The sequence below is a fragment of the Caballeronia sp. 11_S32 genome (genome assembly GCF_056930355.1).
The window spans coordinates 1,377,629-1,397,733 of sequence record NZ_JBXOWH010000001.1 but is presented as its reverse complement, the minus strand read 5'-3'; the positions used below and the strand labels follow the sequence as shown (position 1 = coordinate 1,397,733).

Below are 20,105 nucleotides of genomic sequence, written 5' to 3'. Positions count from 1 at the left end.
AAGGAGTGCGCCGGATGTCTCCGTTTTCGGCTTGCCGCACGACGTATCGTGCGGCGAAGCGCGCTTGTGGACTGTCGATCGACTATAAGATTGACGCTCGAAAGCATCAAACGATATGATTTCTGCGCGCGCTGCAAAAAACTCACAATAGCAACGCGCTCAATTGCTTCACGTCTCTGGTTCGCATGTTCATCACGCTTCGCGTTCGTTTCGATTCACCTCGAAGCGCGCGGGCTTCGTATCGCGAGGTCATCTGCACGTGCCCCGTCCTTCCCTCAACGCGCTGCGCGCGTTCGAAGCCACCGCGCGGCTGCGCAGCTTCGGCGAAGCGGCCGCGGAACTGTCCGTTACGCATGGCGCGATCAGCCGTCACATCCGTTCGCTCGAAGACACGCTCGGCGTGCTGCTGCTGTTGCGCAATGCGCATGCGACCGAACCCACGCCCGAAGGCGCGCGTCTCGCGGAAGGACTCTCGCGCGGGTTCGACCTGATTCAGTCGAGCGTCGATCAGGTGCGGCCTGGCCCGCTCACGCTGTCGTGTTCGCAGTCGATCATGATGTACTGGCTATTGCCTCGGCTTTCCAGGCTCCATCGCAAGGAGCCGCAAATCGAGCTGGGTTTCAGCATGGGATCGGGCGAAGTGGATTTCGCGCGCGACAACATCAGCGTCGCGATTCGCCTCTCGACCATCAAGCCGCCGAAGGATATCGTGCCGAAGCCGCTCGTCGATGAATGGATCGGCGTCGTGTGCTCGCCCGAGTACATGCGCGAGACACGCATCACCAGCGCGGACGATCTCGAACGCGCGCGTCTGCTCGCGACCGCGACGCGCCCCGGCGCGTGGGACGACTGGTTCGAGGCGAGCAGTCACACGCCCGCGCGCCGGCCGCAGATAGCGGAATCGTTCGAGCACTTCTATCTGTTGATTCAGGCCGCGAAATGCGGGCTTGGCGTAGCGACGGTGCCGCGCATGCTGGTGCGCGACGAACTGGATTCGGGCGCGCTCGTCGCGCCGTTCGGCTTCGTGACGGGACCGCGCAAGCTCGTGCTGTGGGTCGCGCCGCATCTCGAAGCGCGGCCGCAGACAATCGCGCTTTCAAGCTGGATCGGCGACGAGCTGCAGCGCGCGGAAGGGCAGACGTCAGCCTAGCCGCTTTACATCGCGCTGCCGCCGTCGGCGTTATAGACGGCGCCCGTCACGAACGATGCGTCGGGCGACGCAAGGAACGCCACCACCGATGCGATTTCCTCCGGCTGCGCGCCGCGCCCCATCGGCGTGACGGCGTAGATCGAATCGATAAAGCCTTCGGGCTTCGTCGCGAGTTGACGGCGCACGAAGTCCGTCAGCGTGAAAGCAGGCGCGACCGCGTTCACGCGTATGCCCGACTTCGCGAACTCGCGCGCCAGCGATTTCGTCATCGCGAGAATGGCGCCTTTCGATGTCGCGTACGCGGCGGTGCCGAGCATGCCGCCGCCTTTCTGTCCGGCGATCGAACTGAGATTCACGATCGAGCCGCTCTTCTGCGCGACCATCTGACGGATCACTTCCTGGCAGCACAGCCACGTGCCCGTGGTGTTCACGTCGAGCACGCGGCGGAATTCGTCCGGCGCGATGTCGAGAAACGGCTTCGCGCTTTCGAGTCCCGCGCTGTTCACGAGCACGTCGATGCGGCCCCACTCCGCGACCACGGTCTCGACCATCGCTTTCACGCTGGCTTCGTCGGCGACATCGACCTTGACGGGCATCGCCTCGAAGCCGCCCGCGCGGATGGATTGCGCGGCGTCGTCGGCGGCGGGTTCGCGCAAGTCCGCGATCGCCACGCGATAACCGCGGCTCGCCAGCATGTGCGCGGTAGCCTGGCCGATGCCGCTGGCCGCGCCCGTGATGATCGCAACAGGTGTCTCTTTCGTCATTGTTCTGGTCTTTGCGTGTCGTGAAGGGTGACCAGAAATATAGGCTTCCATTCGGCACGCATCAAACGAAATGATCTCCGCGCGCGCGGAGAAAAAATCACATGAGCGGCAGGTGTTTTTTCGCGGGAGTGAACCCGCTCAATCCTCCTTGTTTGCGGATTCGAACCAGCGCGGATAGTAGCGCCGCACGACTTCGCCGCTCGTCGCGAGCGCATGACACCGGTTCAGTTGAAACGGCCGCTTGTGTTGCTGCGCGTCCCGCGCGCGTTGATTCGCCATGGTCTGGAATGCGAGCGTAGCCAGCACGCCGATCAGATCCGTCATATGCGTGCAGCCGCGTGTGCCGCCAAGACGTTCCTTCACCGCCGCGCTCAACCCTGGCGCGATGCGTAATCCCACGAGCTTTCCGTAATCGGGCGCAATGCGGTCGCACACGTTCTCATAAGGAAGCGCGTCGAAGCACGCCTCGGCCGCGACGATATGCATATCGGTATCGATCGTGATTCTCAGCGACATGTCGTGAATCGGCTCGCCGGCGCGGCGGGTTCCGGCGGGTCCAGTCTTGTCGTGCGTCTTGACATCGACGAGGCGAGCTTCGAGGTCGTAGAGACCGCCCGGCCTCGCATAGCCATTCGCTTCGATACGCCGCGTGTGCAGCAATTCCCGCTCTTCAATAGTGGACAGTGGCATCAGCAAACTCGACGAAGGGCGAAGCCGGAGCGAGCCGGCTTCGCGTGTGAAGGAGGCGACTGCATCGAGTCGATGCGTCCGCCAGTTGCGTACGGTATCGCAATGCATCCGCGAGCGAAGACTTCCATCGATCCCGCTTGCGCGCATATAGAATATAAATTATATTTTGCGCACGGGGAACCAAGGAGGAGCAGTGAATAGTCCATTTGAAGACATCCGGATACTGGACCTGACGTGGGAATTCGGCCGCTACGTGGGCCGGCTATTCGGGGATCTCGGTGCGCGAGTGACGCGTATCGAACCGCCGGGCGGATTGCCGGACCGGCGGGCGTCGACATCGGCGGACGCGATCGAACGCGAGCCGGCCGTCTATGAATTCGAGTTTCTGAACGCGGGTAAGGAGAGCGTGACGCTGGATCTGGCTTCCGCGAAAGGGCGCGAAGCCTTCGCGGCGCTCGCGCAGGCGGCGAAAGTGATTCTGCTCGAGCGCGGCGGTCCGCTGTATGACGAACTGTCGTGGGTTCGGCAGCAGGCGCCGTCTGCCGTCGTGACGTCGATCTCGCCTTTCGGACGCACGGGTCCGTGGGCGGATGCGCCCGCGACCGATCTGACGCTTCAGTCGGCGGGCGGCATCGCATGGCTGTCGGGCCGGCTGACCGACGCGCCGCTGCGCTTGCCGGGCCTGCAGGCGACGATGGTCACTGGCGTATACGCGGCAACGGCGACATCGCTGGCGCTGTACGACACGCTCGCCACGGGCCGCGGCCACGAGGTGGACGTATCGGCGCAGGAGTGCATCGCCCACTCGTTGCAGAACTCCATCCAGATGTGGGACTTCGAGCGCAAGGTGTCGATGCGCGGCGGCGAAGGCACGCGTGACGCGAGCGAAGACATGTTCGCCTGCCGCGATGGGCTGATTTTCCTGGCGGCGCCGCGCTCGCTGGGCGTGTCGTGGAACGCGCTAGTGGGCTGGATCGAGGAGACGGGACATCCGTCGGCGGAAGAGCTCACGAAGGAGCGCTGGGCGGATCGCGTGTGGCGGCTCACGGGTGAAGCGAAGTCGATATTCCGTCAGACGCTGGAGTCGTTCACGCGGAACTACACGAAGGATGAGCTCACGCAGGAGGCGCTGAAACGCAAGATCGTGATGGGTCCGGTGGCCAAGGTGACCGACGTGCTCGACGATCCTCAGCTCAGGCACCGCGAGTACTTCGAGCAAGTCGAGTTGTCGCTCGCCGGCGCCCGGGTGAGCTTTCCCGGCGCACCTTACCGATTGTCCGAGCCCGTATGGAAGCTCAGGCCCGCCATCGCCGGCACCGAACAGCCGCAGCCGGCGTGACACAAGAAGAGGAGATTTCATGAAGCCTGACTTCCTTAAAGGCGTTCGCTTTACCGATCTCACATGGGCCGGAGCAGGACCGTTCGGCACGAAGGTGTTCTCCGACTTCGGCGCGGAAGTATTGAAGATCGAAAGCACCACGCGCCTCGATTCAGTGCGCACGGCCGGTCCGTACAAGGATGGCGTTTTCGGGCTGAACCGCAGCGGCTACTTCGCGTCGCGCAACACGGGCAAGAAGAGCATCTCTCTGAACCTGAAGACCGAAGAAGGCAAGCGCATCGTGCGCGAGCTGGTCGCGCATTCGGATGTCGTGTCGAATAACTTCGGCCCCGGCGCGATGGACCGCTTCGGCTTCGGCTACGAAGCGCTTCGCGAGATCAAGCCCGACATCATCTATCTGTCGATGCCGATGTACGGACAGGACGGCCCACGCGCGAACCTGCTCGGCGTGGGCATGACGATCAGCGCCGTCACTAGCATCATGTGGCAGACCGCCTACGGCCCGGCCGATCCCGTTGGTCCGGGCACGCACTATCCGGATCATGCCGCGAACCCGTATCACGCGGCGTTCGCGGTGCTCGCCGCGCTCGCGCACCGGCGCAAGACCGGGCGCGGGATGAAGATCGACCTCTCGCAGGTCGAATCGACGATCAATTTCGTCGGCCCCGCGATCGTCGAGGCGAGCGCCACGGGACGCGAGCCGCCGCAGATCGGCAATCGCAGCCGCAGCCATGCGCCGCACAATATCTTCCGCGCGCGCGGCGACGACCAGTGGGTAGCTGTGGCCGTCACGGACGACGCGCAGTGGCGCGCGCTCACCGCGATCATCGGGCGCGCGGAACTGGCCGACGATGCGTCGCTCGCCACCGCAACCGGTCGCCTGGCCTCGCTGCCTCGCGTGGAGCAGGCCGTCGCCGACTGGTGCGCGGCGCATTCGCCCGAGGAGATCGTCGCGGCCTTGCGCGCGCAGCGGATCGCCGTAGCCGAGGTCGCGCATTCGCGCAGGCTCATCGAAGCCGATCCGCAGCTTGCTCATCGGAATTACTGGCAGCACGTGCAGCACCCGGAGATCGGCGCGGTGCTGCTCAACTCGCCGCCGTATCTCATCGACGGCGAGCGCGTCGAGCTCCAGCCGCCGCCGCTGCTCGGCCAGCATACGCGCGAGGTGCTCGGCCGCCTGCTCGGCATGTCCGGGAAGCAACTGGACGAACTGAACGATCAAGGAGTGTTTTCGTGAGCGAATGGAAAGCGGCAAGCCCGTCGAAAGCGCTGCGCCGGGCGGCAGCGGTGGTCGGCGTCGGCCATTCGGATTGGGTGGGCGACTGGAAGCGCGTGCGCGGCGGCGAGAAGCCCACCGACAGCTACGGCTACGGCGCCATCGCGCTTCGCCAGGCGCTGGACGACGCGGGCATTGGCAAGGATGAAATCGACGGTCTTATCGTCGGTCCGACCACGGCATACGAGCGGATGTCGGAAGTGCTCGGCATCGATCCGCGCTGGGGCGATCAGGCCGATGCCGTGCTGTCGGTCGCTCAGGCGGTGACGGCGATTCAGGCCGGCCTCGCCGAGACCGTCGCCCTCGTGTACGGCAACGATCAGCGTTCGGCGCAGATCCAGTACGGCGGCCCGCAGGCCATGGGCGGCGATGCGTTTCTCTCTTATGTGTATCACTCGCCGTGGGGCCTCACGTCGCAGGGCGCGCTATATGCGCTGACGTTCCGCGCGTTCTGCGAAGCACGCGGCTTCGAGCCCGATGACCTTGGGCACGTGGCGGTCGCGCAGCGCGCGTGGACCTCGATGAATCCGAACGCCGTGATGCGCAAGCGGATCACGCTCGACGAGTATCGCGAGTCGAAGCACATCTGCGAACCGCTGCGCCTGTACGACTACTGCATGATCAACGACGGCGGCGTCGCGCTGATCGTCACGACGGCCGAGCGGGCGGCGCGCTTCAGGAAGCCGCCGGTGTACATCGAGGCGATCGGGCGGCGCGACCTGAACCGCGGCGCCACCAGCCTCGAGCCGCGCCTGACCGACTTCTATCTGTCCGCGCAGCAGGACTGCGCGCGTCAGGCGTACGAGATGGCGGGTTTCGGTCCCAAGGACATGGACCTGTTCCAGGTGTACGACAGCTTCTCCGTGCATGTGCCGCTCGCGCTCGAAGGCTACGGCTACTGCGCCGTCGGCGACGCCGGGCGGTTTCTGCGCGAAGAGGGCATCGGTCCCGGCGGCAAGCTGCCGACCAATACCGGTGGCGGGCACCTGTCTGAAACGTATATGCAGGGCTGGGCGCATCAGATCGAATGCGTACGCCAGGTGCGCGGCGAGTGCGGCGAGCGTCAGATCGACGACTGCCGGCACGCGCATTACACGTCCGATGTCGCGGGCAAGGCCGTTTCGATCATCTATAGCCGATAGGAATTCCACATGACTGAAACACCCGCTGAAGTGCCGCGCACGCCGCAACCGGTGATGGGCATGTACGACGCGCCGATGTGGCAGAGCATCCGCGACGGCGCGCTCAAGCTCCAGCACTGCACCTCGTGCGGCGGCGTGCTTTACCCGCCCGCGCCGGTCTGCCCGCACTGCCTGTCCAGCGAGCTCGAATGGCGCGCCGTGTCGGGGCGGGGCACGGTGCTGTCCTGGGTGGTCTTTCACAAGACCTATCTGGATGCGTATCCGGCGCCGTACAACGTGATTGCCGTGCGTCTCGATGAAGGCGCCGTGCTCGTCTCGAACCTCGAAGCGCCGCTGCCCGAGGGAAGCTGGATCGGCAAGAAAGTCCGCATGATCTTCAAGCCGATGCCCGACGGTTTCGTGCTGCCCAGATTCGTGCTGGATGAGGACGGCACCCGCTCCTGAGCGAGCGCGCATTCGAGCGTCTGGCAAGGCGGTTCGGAAGCGTTCTGGCGCGCGCCCGGTTCGGCTGGCCGAGGGCCATATATTTTATTTGCCCCTTACAATGTCCTCCTTGCCGGACGGTGAATCGCTCCGGCAGACACGACAGGCTCAGGCCAGCCGCCGATCCGGCGGCGCGGCCGCGAGCGGACAAGGCAGGACACTCTGGGGTTCATATGGTGTTTCGAACAAAGCTGGATCAGGTGGCCGAGCGGCTGAGAGAGCGGATCATCTCGGGCGAGTACCGGCGGGGAGAGAAGCTCAAGCAGGCGGAGATCGCCGAGGAGCTTGGCGTATCGATCACGCCGGTGCGCGAGGCGCTCAAGGCGCTCGAAATGGAAGGCTTCGTGTTGAGCATCCCGCACAAGGGGCTGCTCGTGCCGGAGATCGATCGCAAGAGCGTGCGCGAGATTTTCGAGCTGCGCGTGGTGCTCGAGCGCCGGCTCACGGAGTGGGCGCTCGAAAAGATCACGGACAACGAGATCGCCGAGCTGCGCACGATCCACCGCGAGCTGAGCAAGTTGACGAAGGCGCGCGAGCCGTTCCCGGTGCGTGCGGCAAACGTCCGGTTTCACTTTCGAATCTATGAAATCGCCGATCGCCCGCAGACGCTGCAGTTCGTCCGGGTGTTATGGGCCAAGTATCCGTTCAACTTCCACGACGACCAGGCAGCCCGCTTCAAGCAACTGCTGCACGAGCACGAAGAGATCCTGCGCCGGCTCGAAGCGGGCGATCGCGCTGGCGCGCTGGCGGCGATGGTCGAGCACATCGAGGCCGGCTGGCATCGTGTGGAGAAGAACGCCACGGAACCGGCCAACGAATGACCGCGCCGGGACGGGAAGCCGGACCTTTTCCAGGAGACGCAGGGCAACCATGAGCACTTCTCGTAATCCCGCTTCATCTTCCGCCGATACGGACGGACGCCGCACGCTGATCGTGACCGGCGGCTCGCGCGGAATCGGCGCGGCTGTATCGCGTGGCGCCGCGCGCAGCGGCTATCGCGTCTGCATCAATTATCGCAATGGGGTCGAGACCGCCGAACGGCTCGCCGACGAGATCGTTTCTTCCGGCGGCGAAGCGTTCGCCTGGCAAGCCGACACAGCCGACGAAAGCGCCGTCGTCGCCATGTTCGATGAGGTTGCGCGACGCTATGGCCCGGTCACCGATCTCGTCAACAATGCGGGCGTGAGCGGCGGTTCGACCCGTCTCGCGGACCTCGACGTGTCCGCGTTGCAGCAAACCCTCGCCGTCAACGTGATGGGCTATTTCCTGTGTTGCCGTGAGGCCGTGCGGCGCATGTCGACGGAGCGCGGCGGCGCGGGCGGGAGAATCGTCAACGTGTCGTCGGTGGCGGCCACGCACGGATCGGCGGGGCGGCGCGTCCACTATGCGGCATCGAAAGGCGCCGTCAATTCGCTGACCGTGGGTCTCGCGAAAGAAGTGGCGCGCGAGGGCATCCGCGTCAATGCGGTTTCTCCGGGCCTCACGTTCACCGATTTCAACGAACCCGGGCGGATCGAGCGTCTGGCGGACGAAGTGCCGCTCGGGCGCGGCGCGTCGCCGGAGGAAATCGCCAACGCGATTCTCTGGCTGCTGAACGACGACGCGGGTTATGTGTTGAGCGCCAACCTGCTGGTATCGGGCGGCCGGTAGCCGACCTTCTTCGGATAACAAACTTTCTGCTTCGCCTGGACGACGACACGAGCGTCGGTGCAAACCCTCGATCGAAAAGAAGCGCGTTGTCCGGATGGAAAATATAATTTATATTTGACACATTACTTTCAGGAATCGCGTTGCCGGCCAGCGAAGCCCGGCGACCATAAAAGGAGACGAATGTGCGCTGGAGATCTCGCTACTGGGTGTATCTGATGCTGTTCGCGCTTGCTGCGATCAACTATCTGGATCGCGTTGCGCTGTCCGTTTCGGCTGGCCACGTCCAGGCCGCGCTGGGCATCGACAAGGTTCAGCTCGGCTATCTGTTTTCTTCCTTTCTCTGGGGTTACACGCTCTGCCTGATTCCGATGGGCTTGCTCGTCGATCGTTTCGGCTCGCGTTCGGTGACAGCTTTCAGCATGGCGCTCTGGTCCGCCGCGACCGCGCTGACAGGCGCGGCCACATCGATGGGCGGCGTCATCGCCGCGCGCGTGGTGATGGGTGTCGGTGAATCGTGCTGTTATCCGGCGGCTTCGCGCATCATCCGCGAATGGGTGCCGAGCAGCGAGCGCGGCACGGCGATGACCGTGTTCAACTCGGGCGCCTACTTCGGTCCGGCGCTTGGCGCGGTGGGCTTGTCGTGGCTCGTATCGGTGCTGGACTGGCGCATATCTTTCGCCATCTGCGGCCTCGTGGGTTTCGTGTGGCTGGCTGTGTGGCTCGCCTTCTTCCGTCAGCCCGAAGAGGCCACGTGGATCTCGGAAGACGAGCGTGAAACGATTCGCCGCGAGCGCGAGACCACATCGCAGACGCAGGCGGTCGCGGCGCAGCCGATCGGATTGAGCCGCATCATCGCGAGCCGCACGATGTGGGGCCTCATGCTCACGCAGGGCGCGGGCGCCTACACGCAATACCTGTTTCTGACCTGGCTGCCGAACTATCTGCAGGCTGAACGAGGCATGACCCTCCTCAAGAGCGGCACCGTGATGGCGCTGCCGTACATCGGCTCGATCGTCGTCTCCGTGGCGCTCGGGATGATGAGCGACCGCCTGCTGACCCCGCGCGCGGTGGAAGCCGGCCGCCGGCGCATCGTGCTCGGCTCGGTCGTGCTTGGCGGCGCGGTCATCCTGTTCGTGCCGTGGGTGTCCAGCATCGAAGGGATCCTGCTGCTCATCACGATGGCGCTGGGCAGTGTCGCGACGGGCAACGCGCTCAACATCACGCTGCTCGGCGACCTGCTGCGCTCGAAGGCCGACCTCGGCCGCGCAACCGGGCTGCTGCTGATCGGCGGAAACGTGTTCGGCTTCCTCGCGCCGATCGTGACCGGCTACGTGGTGCAGGCGACGGGGCGGTTCGATACCGCATTCGCGGCGGCGGGCGGCCTGCTCGTGATGGGCGCGCTGTCGTCGTGGTTTCTCACGCGTTCGCCGATCGGCGAGCGTCCCGGCGCGGCGCTGCAAGGCGACGTGACGGGGCAGATCGGAGGCTGACATGAACGAACCGCTCACCGCGCCACGCGATACCGCGAAGGCCGCGCCGCACATTGCGATACGTCCGGAATGGCTGGCGCTTCGCACTGAACCGGCGCTGGAACCCGACCTGCCGATCATCGATGCGCACCATCATCTCTGGGAATTTCCGGACAAGCGTTATCGATCGCGGGATCTGATCGACGATCTCGCGAGCGGCCACAACGTCCGCGCGACGGTGTTCGTCGAATGCAAGACGCACTACGACATGGATGCACCGGCGGAACGAGCTTCGGCGGGCGAAATGCGCTTTGCTCTGGCCGAAGCGCGCGAAGCCGAGGCGCTGGGCACCTTCACGCGCGTCGGGGCGACGTTCGTCGGCAACGTCGATCTGACGCTCGGCGCGGCGGCGGGGCCGGCGCTCGATCATCTGATCGATGCGTCGGAAGGGCGCTTGCGCAGCATCCGCAATATCGCCGTGTGGCACGCAAACCCGGACGTGCGTCCATCGGCGGCGACGCCGCCAGCACGGCTGCTGCTCGATCCGTCGTTCCAGGCCGGCATCGCGCAGTTGGCGCCGCGTCAGCTTGCATTCGACGCATGGCTGATTCACACGCAACTGCCCGAGCTATGCCAGCTCGCCGACAAATTCGGCGATACGCCGATCGTGCTCAATCACGTCGGTGGCCCGCTGGCGCTCGGACCTTATCGCGGGCATCGCGACGAAGTATTCGCCGCATGGCGCGACGACATCTCGCGGCTGTCGCGCTACTCGAACGTGCACGTGAAGCTGGGCGGCTTCGGCATGCCGCTTTTCGGCTTCGACTTTGAAAGGGCGGCGCTGCCCCCTGATTCCGCGTCAGTGGCGGAGGCGATCCGGCCATATGTCGAGACGTGCATCGAGGCGTTTGGCGCTTCGCGCTGCATGTTCGAGAGCAACTTCCCGGTCGACAAGGGCTGTTTCGGCTATGGCGTTGCGTGGAATGCCTACAAGCGGGTGACAGCGAATCTGCCTGAGTCCGACCGGGCCGCGCTGTTTCACGACACCGCAGCCCGCTTCTACCGCATCGCCGGTTAGCCGGGTTCTCTCGCGCCGCGCAGCAGGGCGGCGCGTGAAGATCTCACGTTCTGCATGAAACGATAAGGATCACTATATATAAGTTGAAAGAGTCGCCACTCGCGATGCATGGCGAGTTTTCATAAAATGCAGAATATAAAAAATATTTACGAGGCGATTGCAAAATATATAATGCATCCATGCTGGTGAACCGAAAACCGAAATACCAGGAGACAGCAGTGCAAGTGCAGAGAATCGGCAACACCGAAATCCGCAAGTTCGACGAAATCAGCCGGCTGCCGCTCGAAGCGCGCTGGTTGTTCCCGTCTATCGACGAGGCCTTCGTCGAAGCCAATCGTGATTGGCTCGGACCGAACCTCGTGGAACCGGGCTCGACCCGGCTGTACATGAGCTTTCATAGTTATGTCATCCGCACGCGACACCACACGATCCTCGTGGACGCCTGCAACGGCAACCACAAGCAGCGGCCGTCGATGCCCGCCTGGAACGATCTGAACACGCCCTATCTCGCCAATCTCGCCGCGATCGGCGTGAGGCCGGAAGAGATCGACATCGTGCTCTGCACGCACCTGCACGCCGATCACGTTGGCTGGAACACGCGGCTCGAAAACGGCCGCTGGGTGCCGACCTTTCCGAACGCGCGTTACCTGATGGCGCGCGTCGAATTCGAATATCTGTTCGACCAGCATTGCAAGCATCCGGAAACGCCGGTCAATCGCGGTTCGTTCGAGGACAGCGTGCTGCCCATCCACGAGCACGGACGCGCCGATCTGGTCGAGCTCGATCATGTGGTCGAACGCGAACTGGGCGAAGGCGTCTGGCTGTCGCCCGCCTGCGGCCATACGCCGGGTCACGTGTTCGTCAATGTCGGCGATCGCGGCCGCGAGCGCGCCGTGTTCACGGGCGACGTTATCCATCACGCGATCCAGTTCGCCGACCCATCGCTGACGAATCTCGCCGATTTCGACGCGAAGCAGGCTCACGACACCCGGCTCGCGCTGATGCATCGCTATGCGGATACCGACACGCTGCTGATGACCGGGCATTTCCCATCGCCGACGGCGGGCCGCATCGTCACGCACGGCGACCAGTTCCGTTTTGCCTTCGACGGCGAATGACATCAAGAACGGCCTGAACCGCAGCGGCCGTGGAACGGCGCGTTCCCCGTCGCGCGGCAAACGCAGCCGCCGAGCAGGCGGTACGAAATCTATAAGGAGATATCCGTATGATCAGTAAGACGCTGAAGACCATCGCGATTCGCGCGCTGTGCGCGGCGGCCATGAGCGGCGCCGCGTGCGTCGCGCACGCCCAGGAGACGATGAAGATCGGCGTGATCGCGTCGTTGTCGGGGGGCGGGACCGCGTGGGGCCTCGGGCTCCAGCGCGGCGTGCAGATCGCGATCGACCAGTTGAACGCGGCAGGCGGGCTGAAGCTCGCCGGGAAGACCTACAAGCTCGAACTGATCGCGTACGACGACCAGTACAACGCCGCGCAAGCGAAGACGGCCGCAGACCGGCTGGTGAACCGCGACCAGGTGAAGGTGATTTTCGGGCCGGTAGGGTCGCCGGGCGCGCTCGGCTCGCTGCCGGTCACGCAGCCCGCGAAGGTCCTGCAGTTCGTCGATGGTTATGCGCCGCAGATCCTGCGCAATCAGTGGAAGGGCGCGTACGTATTCCGCGTCAACAACAGCACGCAGGAGTTCTCGGGACCGATCGTTCAATGGCTGCACAAGAACTCGCCGAACGCGAAGAAGATCGGCATGATCGCGCCGAACGACGCGACGGGCCAGTCGGGCGTGCCGATTCTCACCGACGCGTACAAGAAGAACGGCTTCGAGGTGTGGACGGATGCGTACGAGCGGGGCACGAAGGAATTCACGCCCCTGTTGCTTCGCATGATGGCGCAGAACGTCGATGTGTTCGATCTCAACGCGAATGCGCCGGGTGAGGCGGGGCTGCTCGTCAAGCAGGCGAGGCAGGTGGGCTACAAGGGCATCATCATCCAGTCGGGCGGCGCGGGTATCGACGAGCTGATCCAGATTGCCGGTCCGCTCGCCAACGGCATGATGAAGTACGACGTGATCGACGAATCGCTGCCGCGCGTGAAGCCGTTCGTCGCCGCTTATCAAAAGAAATACAGCGGCGTGATGAACGGCCTGGCCCCGGTGTACTACAACGCGGCGAACGTGCTCTTCGAAGCAATGCGCCGCGCGGATTCGACCGACACCACGCAGATCCGCGATCAGCTCGAGAAGATGACGGGCTACGACGCGCCGATCTTCGGCAAGGTCGTGTGGACCGGCGCGAAGGACTACGGCGTCGATCATCAGTTGCTGCACACGTTCGTCATCAAGGAGGTGACGAACGGCAAGGCATCGGTGAAGGCCGTCATCACGCCGTAAAGGCGCCCCTGCGCGCTGGCCGGCAAGGTCCGCCGGCAAGCGCGTGCCGGGTTTCATCGCTGACGAGATTCAGGAGCGTTTCATGTTCTCTCCCGCAGTTCTTGGCCAGGTATTCGTGGACGGTATCGGCCTGAGCGCCATCTACATCCTCATTGCGCTCGGATTCACCCTGCTGTTCGGCATCATGCGCGTCGTGAACTTCGCGCACGGCGCGTTCGCCATGCTCGGCGGCTATGCACTGTATTACCTGTACGGCGGCTTCGGCCTGCCGTATCTGATCGCGGCGCCGCTCTCGGCGCTGATCGTCGCGACCGTCGCGCTGCTGCTCGAACGCATCGTGTACCGCTTCTTCTACCAGCGGATGTTCCAGAGCATGATCGGCCTGCTCGGGCTCGACATGGCGATCATGTACACGGCGGTGATCGTCTGGAACGCCGAGGAACGCTCGGTTCCGCCGAGCACCGATGCGTTGCTGCAGTTCGGCGGCCTCGTGTTTCCCGCTCAGAAGCTCATCATCGCCGGCATCGCGGCGGTCGCGCTGCTCGCCTTCTACGTGTTCACCCACTATTCGCGTTATGGTCTCGCGATGCGGGCGGCCGCGCAGGACGTCGATATCGCCGAAGCGCAGGGCGTGAACAGCACCGCGATCTATCGTCTCGCCTTCTTCATCGCCATCTTCATGGCCGCGCTCGCGGGCGGGTTTTACGCGCAGACCTATGCGCTGTCGCCGTTCGTCGGCGAGCCGCAGTTGATGATCGCGTTCATCGTCGTGATTCTCGGGGGCATGGGCAGTATCCCCGGCGTTGCGCTCGGCGGCCTGCTGCTCGGTCTCGCAAACAGCTTTCTCGGCACCTTCTACGGCAGCGCTACTTCGATATTCGTGTCTTTCGGCGCTGTGATCCTGCTGCTGATCTTCCGCCCGTGGGGCCTGCTTGGAGCGAAAGAAGCATGAACAAACCATCCGTTCTTCAATCCGCGCTGCGGCCCGGGCTCGCGATGCAGCCGCCGCCACAGGCGGCCGCCATGCGGCCGGCGCGCCGCTGGCTCGCTCATCCCGCGGTGATCGTCATCGTGCTCATCGCACTCGTGGCTTTGCCGCTTTTCGGGCAGGACAAGTTCGTCCTCTCGGTCGCCGTCACCACGTTCATCACCGCCATCGCCGCCAGTTCATTGCACCTCATCGTGCGCACGGGTCATGTGTCGCTCGGTCATGCCGCATTCATGGGCATTGGCGCGTATGTATCGGCCATTTCGACGATGAACTTCGGCCTGTCGTTCCCGGTGTCGGTGTGCCTCGCCTTTCTCGCGCCCGCTGTGCTTGCGCTGATAGTCGGCCCGATCCTCCTGCGCCTGACGGGCAAGTACTTCGTGCTCGTCACGCTGCTCTTCGGTGAGATCGTGCGCACCGTGTTCGTCAACTGGACGAGCGTGACGGGCGGCTCGAACGGCATCTCCGGCGTGCCGGCGCCGAGCGAGTTCTTCTCGAACGCGGTGCCGTTCTATTACCTCGCGCTCGGCTTTGCTGTCGTCATCATCGGGATCGTCGGCCGGCTGCTTGCGTCCGAAATCGGCCGGATGATCGATTCGGTGCGGGAAGGCGAATCGCTCGCGCGCTGCTCGGGCGTGCCCGTGCTCAGCACGAAGGTCGCGGTGTTCGTGCTCGCCTGCGGGATCGTTGGCGTCGCGGGCGCGCTGCAGGCGCATTTCGTTCACTACATCGATCCGACTTCGTTCGCGGTGGAGCAGTCGTTGAATCTCGTGGTCATCAACGTCATCGGCGGAATGTACACGCTGATCGGGCCGATCGTCGGCACTGTGTTCGTCGTGCTGCTGCCCGAATTCCTGCGTGGTTACGTGGAACTGCAGCACGTGGTCTTCGGCATCGTGCTGATCCTCGTGATGGCGTTCTTTTCAGGCGGCATTGCCGATGCGGGCGTGCTGCTCAAACGCCTCGGCTTCGGACGCGGAGGTCAGCAATGAGCGCGCGCCTGCTCCAGATAGAAAAGCTGTCGCGGCATTTCGGCGGACTCGCTGCGGTGTCGGAACTGACGTTTCACGTGAACGAGCACGAGATACTCGGCATCATCGGGCCGAACGGCGCCGGAAAAACCACGGCGATCAATCTCGTGAGCGGCATGATCCGGCCGAGCAGCGGTCACGTCCGGCTCGACGGCGAGGACGTGACAGGACTGTTGCCGCACGTGCTCGCGCGCAAGGGGCTCGTGCGCACGTTCCAGTCGACCACGGTGTACGGCGGGCGCACGGTTTATGAAAACGCCGTGCGCGGCGCTTTCCTCGGGATGTATCCGGGCGCGATGGCGGCGTTCTTCAATACGCGCCGTGCGCGTGCGATGCGCGCCGAAAGCGAGCATCGCGTAGCCGAGCTGCTCGAATGGCTCAACCTCGCCGACGTCGCCTCCTTGCAAGCCGGCAGCCTGCCGTACGGCTATCAGAAGACGCTCGGCATGGTCATCACGCTTGCGGCGCAGCCGCGTATCGTGATGCTCGACGAGCCGGTCGCGGGGCTGAGCGCGGAGGAGGCCGATCACGTGCGCGACACGATCCTGAAAATCCGCGACCGCGGCATCACCGTGATCGTCATCGATCACAACATCCGATTCATGAAGGGCCTGTGCGATCGCGTGATGGCGATGCATCAGGGCCATGAGCTGACGACCGGCGCACCGCTCGAAGTGCTGGCCGATTCGAAGGTGATCGAAGCGTATCTGGGGAGGGGACATGCCGCAGCTCACGGTATCTGATTTGAACGTCCGTTACGGGCGCGTGATCGGCACGCATGGCGTGTCATTCTCGGTCGAGGCCGGCGAGATTTTCGCGCTCGTCGGCAGCAACGGCGCCGGCAAGAGCAGCGCGATCAAGGCGATTCTCGGCATGGCGCACTATGCGTCTGGCTCGATTACCTTCGAAGGCGAGGATATGCGCGGGCTCAAGACGAGCGAGATCGTGCGTCGCGGTATCGCGATTTCGCCCGAAGGGCGGCGCGTGTTCGGGCAGTTGTCGGTCGCCGAGAACCTTCGCATGGGTGCGTTCACACGCTCGCGCGACGAGGCCGATCAGCGCATCGAGCAGATCTATGCCTACTTTCCGCGTTTGAAGGAACGCTGGAAACAGCATGCGGCCAGCCTGAGCGGAGGCGAGCAGCAGATGCTCGCCATCGGCCGCGCGTTGATGTCGAAGCCGAAGCTCTTCCTGCTCGACGAGCCTTCGCTCGGGCTTGCGCCGATCGTCGTGGAAAGAATCGGCGATGTGCTCGATGAAATCCGGCGCGCGGAGCAGCTTACCGTGATCCTCGCGGAGCAGAACGCGCACTGGGCGATGCATCTCGCGTCGCGCGCGGTGATCTTCGAACTGGGCCGTTCGGTCAACACCGGCCCGACCGAGCAGTTGATGAAGGACCCCGCCGTGCAAAGCGCGTATCTCGGCATCTGAGGGCGGCAATGGTTGCATGCGATACGGGCTGCCGCGGGCAGCCCGTATCAATTACGACGATGAAAGGATCAGGGCCACTGCGCGCCGCGCTGGCCGACATAGACCGCGATCAGCGATGACGCGGTCGTCACGAACAGGCGATTGCGTTTCGGACCGCCGAACGTGAGGTTCGTCGCGACTTCCGGCAGATGGATCTTGCCGAGCAGCGCGCCGTCGGGTGCATAGCAGTGCACGCCGTCGCCGGCCGTGGTCCACACGTTGCCTTCGGTATCCACGCGAAAGCCATCCGCCACGCCGGGGGAGATCGTCGCGAACACGCGCGGACGAGCGAGCCGCACACCATCGACGACATCGAACGCGACGATATGATGCGGGCCGTCCGGATCGTGCGAGACGCCCGAATCGGCGATGTAGAGAATCGACTCGTCCGGCGAGAACGCGAGCCCGTTCGGCTTCACAAGCTCGCTGGTGGCGATAGTCAGTTCGCGCGTCTTCGGATCGAGCCGGAACACGTGGTTCGCGCCGATCTCGCTCTTCGCCTTGTCGCCGGTGTAATCGCTGAGGATGCCGTAGTCCGGGTCGCTGAACCAGATGCTGTCGTCGGACTTCACGACGATGTCGTTCGGCGAGTTGAGGCGCTTGCCTTCGAAGCGGTCCGCAAGCACCGTGATCGTGCCGTCGTGCTCCGTGCGCGTGACGCGGCGGCCGCCGCTCTCGCAGGTCAGAAGACGCCCCTGGCGGTCGCGCGTGTTGCCGTTGGCGTTGTTCGACGGATAGCGATACACCGTTGCCGGCGCGCCTTCCACCCAGCGCATGATGCGATTGTTCGGGATGTCGCTCCACAGTAGGCATTCGCTGTCGGCGAACCACACCGGACCTTCGGGCCAGCGCATGCCGGTGTGCAGCACTTCGATACGCGCATTCGCGACGATGCTCAGGCGAAAGCGTTCGTAGTCGACTATTTCGAATTCTGGACTCAAGTTTGTCTCCTTCCTCTGGCTGGTTCGCGCGGGACGTCCCGGCCGCGCGATGATCGAATCGGTCGTATCGAAGTGCGGCTAGCGGCTGCCGCCTTTCGCATTCCATGTGTCGACGGGAATCGTGGGCATCTCGAAGACGTCGGCCATGCGCAAGTAATGGTGGCCATGCATGCGGCCGACGAGTTGCAGCCGCTCCGTATCGATCCAGCAGCGTTGCGCGTCGAGCACTGCTTCGTCGGGGACATGCATTGCGAGCACTTCGCCGAGCACGAGCGAACGCCGCGTTCCGAGCGCGATGATCTGCATCAGCCGGCATTCGAACGACACGCGGCTTTCAGCGATGCGCGGCGTGCGGATCAGCGTGGACGGCGCCGGCGTGAGCCCGGCTTCAGCGAACTCGTCCACGGCCGGGCCGAACTCGATCGCGGTGATGTTCATCTGTTCGATGCAGTCCGCGCTCACGAGGTTGACGACGAATTCCTTCTGCAAGCGCACGTTCTCGCCGGTGTCCTTGCGGTCCGAATCGGAACGGTGATTGATCGCGAAACCGAGTGTCGGCGGGTCTTCGGCGAAGACGTTGAAAAACGAGAAGGGCGCGGCGTTGGGCTTGCCGTTCGCGTCGATGGTCGACACCCATGCGATCGGGCGCGGCGTGACGGTCGATGACAGCAGCTTGTAGCGCTCGAGCGGTTTGAATCGGGAGAACTCGAAATACATGACGCTCCTTCGGCAAGTGCGCGGGTGCGATCGAGACCGGCATCGCATTGCATCCCGTGTAAATATAGATTATATATTGCATTATATTAGTTGCATCCGTCAACGAAGCCCATAGAAGGATCGCGTCGGAGACGAGACCAAAGCCCACAAGCCGACTAAATCGTCGTCAATCAGGAGACAAGCATGCAATCTGTCGATCCCGCTTCGGCGGTGTCTTCGCATCACGCTGCGGCACCGAGTGTCTCGATCTATGTGCGCATCACGCGCCGGCTTCTGCCCTTGCTGTTCATCTGTTATGTCGCGTGCTACCTCGACCGCGTCAACATCGGTTTCGCGAAGCTGCAGATGGCGTCGGACTTAGGCTTCAGCGATACGGTGTACGGGCTCGGCGCCGGCATGTTTTTTATCGGCTATCTGGCATTCGAAACGCCGAGCAACATGATTCTCTATCGCGTGGGCGCGCGGCGGTGGCTCGCCCGCATCATGGTGACCTGGGGCGTCATCTCGGCGGCGATGCTGTTCGTCCGCACGCCAGGAGCGTTCTACGCAATGCGCTTTCTGCTGGGCATCGCGGAAGCGGGCTTCTTTCCTGGCGTGGTGCTGTATCTGACGCAATGGTTTCCGTCGCGTCGGCGGGCTGGCGTCGTTGCGATCTTCATGACCGGCATTCCGGTATCGGGCGTGCTTGGTGGACCGCTGTCGGGCTGGATCATGAGCAGCATGGGTGGAACCGGCGGCCTCGCTTCGTGGCAATGGCTGTTTCTGATCGAGGCGATGCCGTCCGTTGTGCTCGCGGGCGTACTTTGGAAAGCGCTTCCCGACCGCGTGGCGGATGTCGACTGGCTGAACCCGGGCGAGAAAGCGTGGGTGCAGTCGCAACTCGACGCCGAGCACGATTCAAAGCCCGATGCCTCCCTGCGCCAGATGTTCACCGACGCGCGTGTATGGCTTTGCGTGCTGATCAACTTCTGCATCGCGACCGGGCAGTACGGCGTGAGCTTCTGGCTGCCGACGCTGATCAAGCGTCTTGGTCTGCACGACAACTTTCAGATCGGCTATCTCAGCGCGATTCCCTATCTGGCGGGCGTCATCGCGATGCTGGTGCTCTCGCGCACCGGAGACCGGCTGCGCGAGCGCCGCTGGCATGTCGCCGCGCCCGCGCTGGTCGGCGCCGCTGGCTTCGTGCTCAGCACGTTTCTCCAGCACGACACGACGCTCGCGCTGGCCGCGCTGACTATCGCGACCGGTGGCGTCATGGCGACGCTGCCGCTGTTCTGGTGTCTGCCGACGTCGTTTCTGAAAGGCGCATCCGGCGCGGCGGGCATAGGGCTCATCAACTCGGTCGGCGCGCTGGCCGGCTTCGTGAGCCCGTTGCTGACCGGCTTGCTGAACGACTTCACGCATGACGCGCGGTACGGCGTCGCCATGCTGGCCGCGTGGCTCGTGCTCGGCGCGGCGCTGGTGCTGCGTCTGCCACGGGCGCTCGTCAACCGGTAGGGCACACGGCACCCCGGCA

20 protein-coding genes are annotated in these 20,105 nt (G+C 64.0%); 16 read left to right on the top strand and 4 right to left on the bottom strand.

Going from position 1 to position 20,105, the window contains the following annotated elements; all coding sequences use genetic code 11:
• Positions 1-259 precede the first annotated feature (259 nt).
• Positions 260-1,150: a LysR substrate-binding domain-containing protein gene (locus AC1Z32_RS06375; protein ID WP_483477844.1), complete on the top strand. Its 891-nt coding sequence runs from the start codon at positions 260-262 to the stop codon at positions 1,148-1,150.
• 5 nt (positions 1,151-1,155) lie between these two features.
• On the opposite strand, the gene AC1Z32_RS06370 is transcribed toward AC1Z32_RS06375, so the two are convergent.
• On the bottom strand, positions 1,156-1,914 hold the full coding sequence (locus tag AC1Z32_RS06370) for an SDR family NAD(P)-dependent oxidoreductase (RefSeq protein WP_483477843.1): 759 nt from the start codon (positions 1,912-1,914) through the stop codon (positions 1,156-1,158).
• 138 nt (positions 1,915-2,052) lie between these two features.
• Positions 2,053-2,604, bottom strand: coding sequence for a DUF2889 domain-containing protein (locus tag AC1Z32_RS06365; protein WP_483477842.1), 552 nt, complete (start codon positions 2,602-2,604; stop codon positions 2,053-2,055).
• A 193-nt stretch (positions 2,605-2,797) separates the two neighbouring features.
• Between AC1Z32_RS06365 and AC1Z32_RS06360 the strand changes: the two genes are divergently transcribed.
• The 14 genes from AC1Z32_RS06360 (at position 2,798) to AC1Z32_RS06295 (ending at position 16,892) form a co-directional block, all read left to right on the top strand.
• Positions 2,798-3,943: a CoA transferase gene (locus AC1Z32_RS06360; protein WP_483477841.1), complete on the top strand. Its 1,146-nt coding sequence runs from the start codon at positions 2,798-2,800 to the stop codon at positions 3,941-3,943.
• Between the two features lie 19 nt (positions 3,944-3,962).
• On the top strand, positions 3,963-5,180 hold the full coding sequence (locus tag AC1Z32_RS06355) for a CaiB/BaiF CoA transferase family protein (protein WP_483477840.1): 1,218 nt from the start codon (positions 3,963-3,965) through the stop codon (positions 5,178-5,180).
• Positions 5,177-6,361 (top strand): thiolase family protein, encoded by a 1,185-nt coding sequence (locus AC1Z32_RS06350; RefSeq protein WP_483477839.1) that lies wholly within the window; start codon positions 5,177-5,179, stop codon positions 6,359-6,361. Before AC1Z32_RS06355 ends, AC1Z32_RS06350 begins: the two co-directional genes overlap by 4 nt.
• 9 nt (positions 6,362-6,370) lie before the next feature.
• Entirely contained in the window at positions 6,371-6,805 is a 435-nt protein-coding gene (locus tag AC1Z32_RS06345; protein ID WP_483477838.1) for a Zn-ribbon domain-containing OB-fold protein, read from the top strand.
• A gap of 212 nt (positions 6,806-7,017) precedes the next feature.
• Positions 7,018-7,665: a GntR family transcriptional regulator gene (locus AC1Z32_RS06340; protein WP_483477837.1), complete on the top strand. Its 648-nt coding sequence runs from the start codon at positions 7,018-7,020 to the stop codon at positions 7,663-7,665.
• Between the two features lie 49 nt (positions 7,666-7,714).
• Positions 7,715-8,494 carry an SDR family oxidoreductase gene (locus AC1Z32_RS06335; protein WP_483477836.1) on the top strand — a complete coding sequence of 260 codons (780 nt, stop codon included), beginning with the start codon at positions 7,715-7,717 and terminating at the stop codon, positions 8,492-8,494.
• Positions 8,495-8,676: 182 nt separating this feature from the next.
• Positions 8,677-9,984, top strand: coding sequence for an MFS transporter (locus AC1Z32_RS06330; protein ID WP_483477835.1), 1,308 nt, complete (start codon positions 8,677-8,679; stop codon positions 9,982-9,984).
• Position 9,985: 1 nt separating this feature from the next.
• The gene (locus AC1Z32_RS06325) at positions 9,986-11,041 is read left to right on the top strand and encodes an amidohydrolase family protein (RefSeq protein WP_483477834.1); all 1,056 of its coding nucleotides are present in this window, start codon (positions 9,986-9,988) and stop codon (positions 11,039-11,041) included.
• 218 nt (positions 11,042-11,259) lie between these two features.
• Positions 11,260-12,159, top strand: a complete 900-nt coding sequence (locus tag AC1Z32_RS06320; RefSeq protein ID WP_483477833.1) for an MBL fold metallo-hydrolase — start codon at positions 11,260-11,262, stop codon at positions 12,157-12,159.
• A 107-nt stretch (positions 12,160-12,266) separates the two neighbouring features.
• The gene (locus AC1Z32_RS06315) at positions 12,267-13,442 is read left to right on the top strand and encodes an ABC transporter substrate-binding protein (protein ID WP_483477832.1); all 1,176 of its coding nucleotides are present in this window, start codon (positions 12,267-12,269) and stop codon (positions 13,440-13,442) included.
• 82 nt (positions 13,443-13,524) lie between these two features.
• Positions 13,525-14,394, top strand: a complete 870-nt coding sequence (locus AC1Z32_RS06310; protein ID WP_483477831.1) for a branched-chain amino acid ABC transporter permease — start codon at positions 13,525-13,527, stop codon at positions 14,392-14,394.
• Complete coding sequence (locus tag AC1Z32_RS06305) at positions 14,391-15,422, top strand: branched-chain amino acid ABC transporter permease (protein WP_483477830.1); 1,032 nt, start codon at positions 14,391-14,393, stop codon at positions 15,420-15,422. The genes AC1Z32_RS06310 and AC1Z32_RS06305 overlap by 4 nt, the downstream gene beginning before the upstream one ends.
• Positions 15,419-16,204, top strand: a complete 786-nt coding sequence (locus AC1Z32_RS06300) for an ABC transporter ATP-binding protein (protein ID WP_483477829.1) — start codon at positions 15,419-15,421, stop codon at positions 16,202-16,204. Before AC1Z32_RS06305 ends, AC1Z32_RS06300 begins: the two co-directional genes overlap by 4 nt.
• Positions 16,182-16,892, top strand: coding sequence for an ABC transporter ATP-binding protein (locus AC1Z32_RS06295; RefSeq protein ID WP_483477828.1), 711 nt, complete (start codon positions 16,182-16,184; stop codon positions 16,890-16,892). Before AC1Z32_RS06300 ends, AC1Z32_RS06295 begins: the two co-directional genes overlap by 23 nt.
• A gap of 68 nt (positions 16,893-16,960) precedes the next feature.
• On the opposite strand, the gene AC1Z32_RS06290 is transcribed toward AC1Z32_RS06295, so the two are convergent.
• A complete protein-coding gene (locus AC1Z32_RS06290; protein WP_483477827.1) occupies positions 16,961-17,872 on the bottom strand; it encodes an SMP-30/gluconolactonase/LRE family protein in 912 nt (303 codons plus the stop codon).
• Positions 17,873-17,950: 78 nt separating this feature from the next.
• A complete protein-coding gene (locus AC1Z32_RS06285; protein WP_483477826.1) occupies positions 17,951-18,589 on the bottom strand; it encodes a flavin reductase family protein in 639 nt (212 codons plus the stop codon).
• A gap of 183 nt (positions 18,590-18,772) precedes the next feature.
• On the opposite strand from AC1Z32_RS06285, the gene AC1Z32_RS06280 reads away from it, so the two are divergent.
• Positions 18,773-20,086, top strand: coding sequence for an MFS transporter (locus AC1Z32_RS06280; protein ID WP_483477825.1), 1,314 nt, complete (start codon positions 18,773-18,775; stop codon positions 20,084-20,086).
• Positions 20,087-20,105: the final 19 nt, after the last annotated feature.